The organism is Amniculibacterium aquaticum (genome assembly GCF_003852705.1).
GTDB classification, from domain to species: Bacteria; Bacteroidota; Bacteroidia; order Flavobacteriales; family Weeksellaceae; genus Amniculibacterium; species Amniculibacterium aquaticum.
On record NZ_REFA01000040.1, the window covers coordinates 1 to 6851 of the forward strand.

Below are 6851 nucleotides of genomic sequence, written 5' to 3' on the forward strand. Positions count from 1 at the left end.
TGAACGCTTGGATAGATAGCTTTAAAGCGCTATTAATACGATATGAAACTAAAGAAAAACATTGGAGGGATTTTCATCTGCTCGCATTCTGTTGTATTTTGATTAGGAAACATTAAACAAGTTCAATATGAAAATTAAAACTGAAATGTTAAGAGAAGCAAGGAGGAAAAAAGATTACTCACAAGAATATATTGCACATTTACTAGATATTTCCCAATCTCATTATTCTAAAATAGAAAATGGAGATACACATATGGATATTATAAAACTTGGAAAACTGTTTGATATACTTGATCTTAATCCATTGGAAAGTATAGAATTCTCTGATAAACAACAAATATTCATTAATTCAGCAATGTCCGGTAATTATTATAATAACAATTGCTTTAATACATTTGATGAAGTAAGTATAAGAAAAATCATTACTGAAGAACTGTCCAAAATGAATCCGTAATTTTTAAACAAACTTAAGTAGTGTGCAATAAGAAAGGTGCTTTTTTCAATAAAGACCTTACCGATCAAGCGTTGATAAAAAATTAGTGGCAATATTGTCCACTATTTTTTTTGGAACGGTTTTGGTCATTTAGCTCAGACCAACTACAAAAACAAAAGTATGTCACAAAAATTTCAAGAACTCATCAACTCGGAAAGACCGGTCCTTATCGATTTTTTTGCCACTTGGTGCCAACCTTGCAAAGTGCAATCTTCCGTTCTTAATTCGGTAAAGGAAAACATCGGAACCTCAGCAAGAATCGTGAAAATTGACATTGACCAATTTCCGCAAATTGCAGCAGACAATGGGGTGAGAGGCGTACCAACCTTGGCGGTCTTCAAAAAAGGTCAACTGCTTTGGAAAGCCAGCGGTGTGCACGATGTACAAACTCTGACCCAATTGTTGGAGAAATTCAGCAACGAATAACATTCAACCCAAATCATCTTCATATCTAAGAATTTCTCGTTCCACAAAGGCGGGAAATTCGTTTTTTTAAACTTATTTTTGCAAAAATTTCATTCATGATACAAAGCAACAAGCCCAGTTTAGACCTCATATTCAGACAGGCTCTTACCTATTGGAAAAACACTTTGGTGTACCAACTTCTCTTCAGTCTTATCTTTATCTCAGTACTGTTTTCTGTGGTGTATTACGCCGCCAACCAATTTGGGATCTACGATCAGTACATCTCCATTTTACAGAAAAATTCCGGAGACATGACCGCTCTTCAAAAAGACATTCAAGATTTGACAAAATCGTCCAATTACATCAGCTTTTCTTGGGTCATGATCGCCACCATGGTATTTCTATTCCCTCTGAATATCGGTTTTTTCAAACTGTACAAAAAAATGGACCTCAATGAAGAAATTCGTTTTCAAGATTTCTTTTCCGGATATTCAGGCATCAATTTCTTCATCTACATCAGCTATTATTTGTTCTGGTTTATGGTGTATTCTTACACCATGCCTACCATCATTTTCGGGATTTTATGGGTGATGATTACCCTTTTCACCACACCCTTGATGTTCTTCGACAATAAGAAAATTTTTGAAACACTTTCGCTGAATTTTCAAGCCATGAAGCAACATTTTTTAGTCATTTTCGTGGGAGTTATTTCGGCATTTTTCATCAAATATTCGGGTTTTTTAATTTTCGGATTTGGGATTTTATTCACCTATCCTTTTTTCAACGCCATGATCTATGCCTTGTACAAAAATATTTTTGTAGAATCCAAAACAAGCTCACAAACTCAATCATAAATCGAGCATCATAAGGCGACAATCTGTTTTTTTAGGAGCTATTTCCCGCTTTCTGTTGCAATCTTTTGTTCGTGCCTCACAAAAGGATTTCCACGACAATCGGGGCTATGCGGGATTCGTGTGCAAAAGTTTGATGCGAGATACAAAACAAAAAAAATTGGACTAAAGAAATTCTTTATTCCGATTTTTTATATGCATTTATTTTATTTTTAAGCTTTCAGTTCGGCAATTACATCCAGACCGCCAGTAGTTACATCGCCAATCTTGCATTTTACTTCCGTATTCAACGGCAAGAAAACATCCATTCTGGATCCAAACTTGATGAATCCGAATTCGTGTCCGGCTTTTGCAGCGTCGCCCTCGTTGCAATAAAAAACAATTCTTCTGGCTACATATCCTGCAATTTGCCGGAACAATACTTTGTGTTCAAAAGCCGTTTCTACCGCCACAGAAGTTCTTTCGTTCAGTTCAGAAGATTTTTCGTGCCAAGCCACCAAATATTTTCCAGGATGGTATTTTTTATAGATCACCTTTCCGGTAACCGGATATCTGCAGATGTGAACATTCAAAGGGGACATGAAAATTGAAATTTGAAGGCATTTTTCTTTTAAAAATTCATTTTCTTCTACTTCTTTTATCATCACCACTTTCCCATCAACAGGAGCAATAACGGCAGAGGTATGTTCCAAAATGGTTCTGTTGGGTACTCGGAAAAACCAAAATACCAAACCGTATAATATGAGTAAAGGTACGATAACAATGACCGAATATGCGCCCATGAAGTAAGCAGCAGGGATACCAAGGATTAGGATGGCCAAGGTGGCTACAACAAGGGTACCTTTGGATTCTTTATGAAGTTTCATAGTTGATTGGTTTTTATTTTTTTTATTAAGGCCTTAATTTCGAATATCGACCGGCAAAAATACAAAGTTTTTTTTAGAATAGCCTTTCAAGGATAAAATAGAGGTAAATGACAGGAACACAGATGATAAAGCTATCCAAACGGTCCAAGACGCCTCCATGTCCGGGGATGATGTTTCCGCTGTCTTTAACACCAAAGGATCTTTTCAGCTGGCTTTCCACCAAGTCGCCCAAAGGAGCAAAGGTCGCCACTAAAAAACCGACTACCATCCAGTTTCCTCGAAGTTCCGGAAAATATTTCTCTATGAAAAACCCCAATATGAGTGTTAAAACGACTCCTCCGGCAAAGCCTTCCCAAGTTTTTTTTGGAGAAATCTTCGGTGCCATTTTGTGTTTCCCAAACAAGCGACCACTGAAATATGCAAAGGAATCCGAACTCCAAATTAATACGAAGAGCATGAAAACTTCCGATGTGAAGGATAAGCTTTCTCTGGAATTGTATTTGGGTAAGCCCAATGCCAAACCGAAAGGAATGGCTAAATAGACCACTGTGAATATCAGTTTCCCGTTATCAAAATACAACTCTTTACTGAAACGGAATAAAGTAACAATTGCAATCACCAATAGGAACAGCGCCAACAATTCCGATGCATTGGGATCGAAAAAAAAGGTCTGGTTGAAGAATTTTTTAGAAAATCGATAAAAAATTAATCCAACAATGGGATAGGTGATCCATTGTTCCCAACCTTTAGGATCGAATTTCATAATTCGAATGCATTCCCAAGTGCCTACCAATAAAAGGAACGAGATGAGGCCGTAGTACAGATATTGTTGTTGTACAGCCGGGAAAATAGGTTGGATGATTTTTTCACCCATGGTTGTGGTGCACAAGAATATAATCAACCCATAAAAAAAACCGGAAATGAGCCGTTGTATAAGATTTTTATCCAAAATGTTAAGTTTAATGGTTTAGTAAATGCGACCTATAATTAATCTTCCAGCAAGAGCAAAAATAATTTGGTATTTTTAGGAGTACTGGATCCCAGGCTGGATTGGTTGCCAGAAATGGAAGTCAGGTTTTTGATGTTTCCACTTCTTTTTATTTTCGTCATGGCATCGGTCAGATTGCTAACAATTTGTGATACATTGGCCATGATGATGATGGTTTCGGGGAGTCGAGTAGAGTCGTAATGTTGGATGTTGTTGTAGGAGAGTACAATTTTTCCATCGTACGCAATCAGATATTCGCAAGTGATGAAGGCTGCAGTATTGGTGCTTCTAAGGTCTTTTGTGTAGGGTACATTGATGACATTTAAGAAGTTTACCAAGTCTTCGTCCCAACAATACAAGGAGTCTAATCCTTCAATTTTAATGATTTGATTTAGAGTTTGTAAAGCCTCGGCTTCGTCCGAGCAATAATTGAAAAAACCACCGGAATGCGTGAACAATTGAGCAAATTTATAATCCAAATCAGCATTTTTCAACTGATCTCCTAATTTAACCAAATTCTGCTCCTTTTCCTCGTCAGGTTGGTTCATTAATTTGTTTACAAGTTTTTTTAAGAAGCTCAATGTAGGTTGCGTTTTTTTTGATATATACAAAAATAGAAAATAATTTGTAATACCATCTTTTTCAGAACGAAAAAAGTACAATTTCTTGTTTGAAATTGTACTTTTTTCTTTTTTTATGTGTTTCGCTTTAACTTAGTTTTATTAAGTGTTGGGCAATACATCTTTTTCGGTTTCTTCGTTGCTGTTCTCAGTGACTTCAACTTTGTTTTCGTCTTGTACCTCTGCTTCTGCAATGCTGGTTAGCGGTTTCTCTGTAAGTTCGGGATCCCAAGCTCTTTTGCCAAAAATTTCTTCCAGATCTTCACGGAAAATAACTTCCTTTTCTAAAAGTTTAGCCGAAAGTGCATGCAATTTATCAGCGTGTTCGGTTAAGATGTTCAGTGCTCTTTGGTATTGATTTTCAATAATTTCTTTTATTTCTGCATCAATTTTTTTAGCAGTGTCTTCAGAATAAGGTTTGCTGAAGCTGTATTCGGATTGTCCTGAACTGTCGTAGTAAGAGATGTTTCCGATGTTTTCGCTCAATCCGTAAATCGTAACCATGGCTTGTGCTTGTTTGGTCACTTTTTCCAAATCGGATAGGGCTCCTGTGGAGATGTTTCCAAAAATGGTTTGCTCGGCAGCTCTTCCTCCTAGGGTTGCACATATCTCGTCCAGCATCTGCTCGGTAGTGGTCAGTTGTCTTTCTTCCGGCAGGTACCAAGCAGCACCTAAGGATCGACCTCTAGGTACGATGGTTACTTTTAACAGTGGTGCAGCATGTTCTACCAACCAAGAGATGGTGGCATGTCCTGCTTCGTGATATGCGACTCTTTTCTTTTCTGATGGTTTGATGGCTTTGTTTTTCTTTTCTAAACCACCAATAATTCTATCCACGGCATCCAAGAAATCTTGTTTGGTTACATTTTCTCTGCTGTTTCTAGCTGCAACCAAAGCGGCTTCATTACAAACATTGGCAATGTCTGCACCTGAGAAACCAGGGGTTTGTTTTGCTAAAAATTCTTTGTCCACATCGGCATTCAACTTGATTTTAGCCAAATGAACTTCGAAAATTTCTTTTCTTTCGTGCAGTTCTGGTAAATCTACATAGATGGATCTGTCGAAACGACCGGCTCTAAGCAATGCTTTGTCCAAAATGTCGGCTCTGTTGGTTGCAGCCATGATGATGACATTGGTGTCGGTACCAAAACCGTCCATTTCTGTCAACAATTGATTCAGAGTATTTTCTCTTTCGTCGTTTCCTCCGGTGATGTTTTTCCCGCCTCTGGCTCTACCAATTGCATCAATCTCGTCTATGAAGATAATTGCCGGGGATTTTGCTTTGGCTTGGGCAAATAAATCTCTAACTCTAGAGGCACCAACACCAACAAACATTTCTACAAAATCCGACCCAGAAAGTGAGAAGAAAGGAACTTTTGCCTCACCAGCAACGGCTTTTGCCAATAAAGTTTTACCGGTTCCTGGAGGGCCAACCAACAATACACCTTTAGGGATCTTACCGCCTAAACGGGTGTATTTTTCAGAATTTTTCAAGAAATCTACCACTTCTTGTACTTCTTCTTTAGCGCCTTCCAAACCTGCAACATCCTTGAAGGTTACTTGGATTTTATCTTTATCGTCAAACAATTTTGCTCTGGATTTTCCAATGCTAAAAATTTGACCACCTGCTCCACCTGGACCGCCCATTCTTCTGAAGAAAATGTAGTATATAAGGAACATGATCCCGAACCAAATAGCAGCTTGGATCAAAATGCCTTGCATTTCTGTGCCTTTTTCGCTCAGTTCCATTTGGGTCTTTACATTGGGATTTTCTTTTTTAAAGGCATCAAATTTTTGTTGGAAATATTGTAAATCTCCATATCTGAAAGAAAAATCCGGCTTAGGAGCCATGTCCATTCCAGGCAATAGGCTTGGATTGTTTTCTTTTTTTACGGTTTGAGTTTTAGCTTCTTTGGTTAAGAAAACTTCGGCTTCTTTGGCATCGGTATAGGTAATTACTTGCTTTACCTTGCCTTGCTTCATCAGATCAAAAAAGCCTTCTTCGTTGATGGTTTTCGCTTCGGATTGCCCCATGAAATCTTTTCCAAAGAACAGGAAAAGTACTGCAACAATGGCAATTGGAAAAAACCAATTGAATCCTTTATTATTCATTTTTATGTTTTAAAAAAAATAAAGATTAATTATTCTTCTATTCTTGTGATTTCTGCGTCGCCCCAAAGCTCTTCGATATCGTAATATTCTCGAATGTGCTTTTGGAAGACATGTACAACTACAGATACATAATCTACCAAGACCCAAGTTGCAGTTTCAGTGCCTTCTACATGCCAGGGTCTTTCTTTCAGTTCGTTTCGTACTTTTTTCTCGATGTTTCCTGCGATAGCAGAAACTTGTGTGTTGGAATTGGCACTACAGATGATGAATGCATCAGCAACTGAATTTTCAATTTTTGAAAGGTTAAAAAGTAGGATGTCTTCTCCTTTTGTATCTTGAATGGCTTCGATGATTTTATCGACCAACGCTTGTTTTTCTAGAGTTTTTATCATTGAACTTGTTTAAAGTAAAAAAATCGATAAACACCTTTAAAAAAAGGCGTTAATTATTTGTTTAAAAGACTGGTATTTAGTATATTAGAGGAAAAATAACTACAAATTTCTCTATGCAAAAGAA

8 protein-coding genes are annotated in these 6851 nt (G+C 37.4%); 3 read left to right on the forward strand and 5 right to left on the reverse strand.

Annotation, left to right across the window (positions count from 1 at the left end; genetic code table 11):
• Positions 1-127: 127 nt before the first annotated feature.
• From EIY84_RS11305 to EIY84_RS11315, 3 genes are all read left to right on the forward strand, one after another.
• Positions 128-454 carry a helix-turn-helix domain-containing protein gene (locus EIY84_RS11305; RefSeq protein ID WP_124643247.1) on the forward strand — a complete coding sequence of 109 codons (327 nt, stop codon included), beginning with the start codon at positions 128-130 and terminating at the stop codon, positions 452-454.
• 93 nt (positions 455-547) lie between these two features.
• Positions 548-919 (forward strand): thioredoxin family protein, encoded by a 372-nt coding sequence (locus EIY84_RS11310; protein ID WP_262696917.1) that lies wholly within the window; start codon positions 548-550, stop codon positions 917-919.
• 95 nt (positions 920-1014) lie between these two features.
• Positions 1015-1752 carry a hypothetical protein gene (locus tag EIY84_RS11315; RefSeq protein WP_124643251.1) on the forward strand — a complete coding sequence of 246 codons (738 nt, stop codon included), beginning with the start codon at positions 1015-1017 and terminating at the stop codon, positions 1750-1752.
• 209 nt (positions 1753-1961) lie between these two features.
• Here the strand turns inward: EIY84_RS11315 and EIY84_RS11320 are convergent, their stop codons facing one another.
• The 5 genes from EIY84_RS11320 to rsfS form a co-directional block, all read right to left on the reverse strand.
• Positions 1962-2615, reverse strand: a complete 654-nt coding sequence (locus EIY84_RS11320) for a phosphatidylserine decarboxylase family protein (protein WP_124643253.1) — start codon at positions 2613-2615, stop codon at positions 1962-1964.
• Positions 2616-2688: 73 nt separating this feature from the next.
• Positions 2689-3564, reverse strand: a complete 876-nt coding sequence (locus EIY84_RS11325; protein ID WP_124643255.1) for a phosphatidate cytidylyltransferase — start codon at positions 3562-3564, stop codon at positions 2689-2691.
• A gap of 38 nt (positions 3565-3602) precedes the next feature.
• A complete protein-coding gene (locus tag EIY84_RS11330; protein ID WP_187477383.1) occupies positions 3603-4184 on the reverse strand; it encodes an LUD domain-containing protein in 582 nt (193 codons plus the stop codon).
• Between the two features lie 141 nt (positions 4185-4325).
• On the reverse strand, positions 4326-6335 hold the full coding sequence (gene ftsH, locus EIY84_RS11335; RefSeq protein WP_124643259.1) for an ATP-dependent zinc metalloprotease FtsH: 2010 nt from the start codon (positions 6333-6335) through the stop codon (positions 4326-4328).
• 29 nt (positions 6336-6364) lie between these two features.
• The gene (gene rsfS, locus EIY84_RS11340; RefSeq protein ID WP_124643260.1) at positions 6365-6727 is read right to left on the reverse strand and encodes a ribosome silencing factor; all 363 of its coding nucleotides are present in this window, start codon (positions 6725-6727) and stop codon (positions 6365-6367) included.
• Positions 6728-6851: the final 124 nt, after the last annotated feature.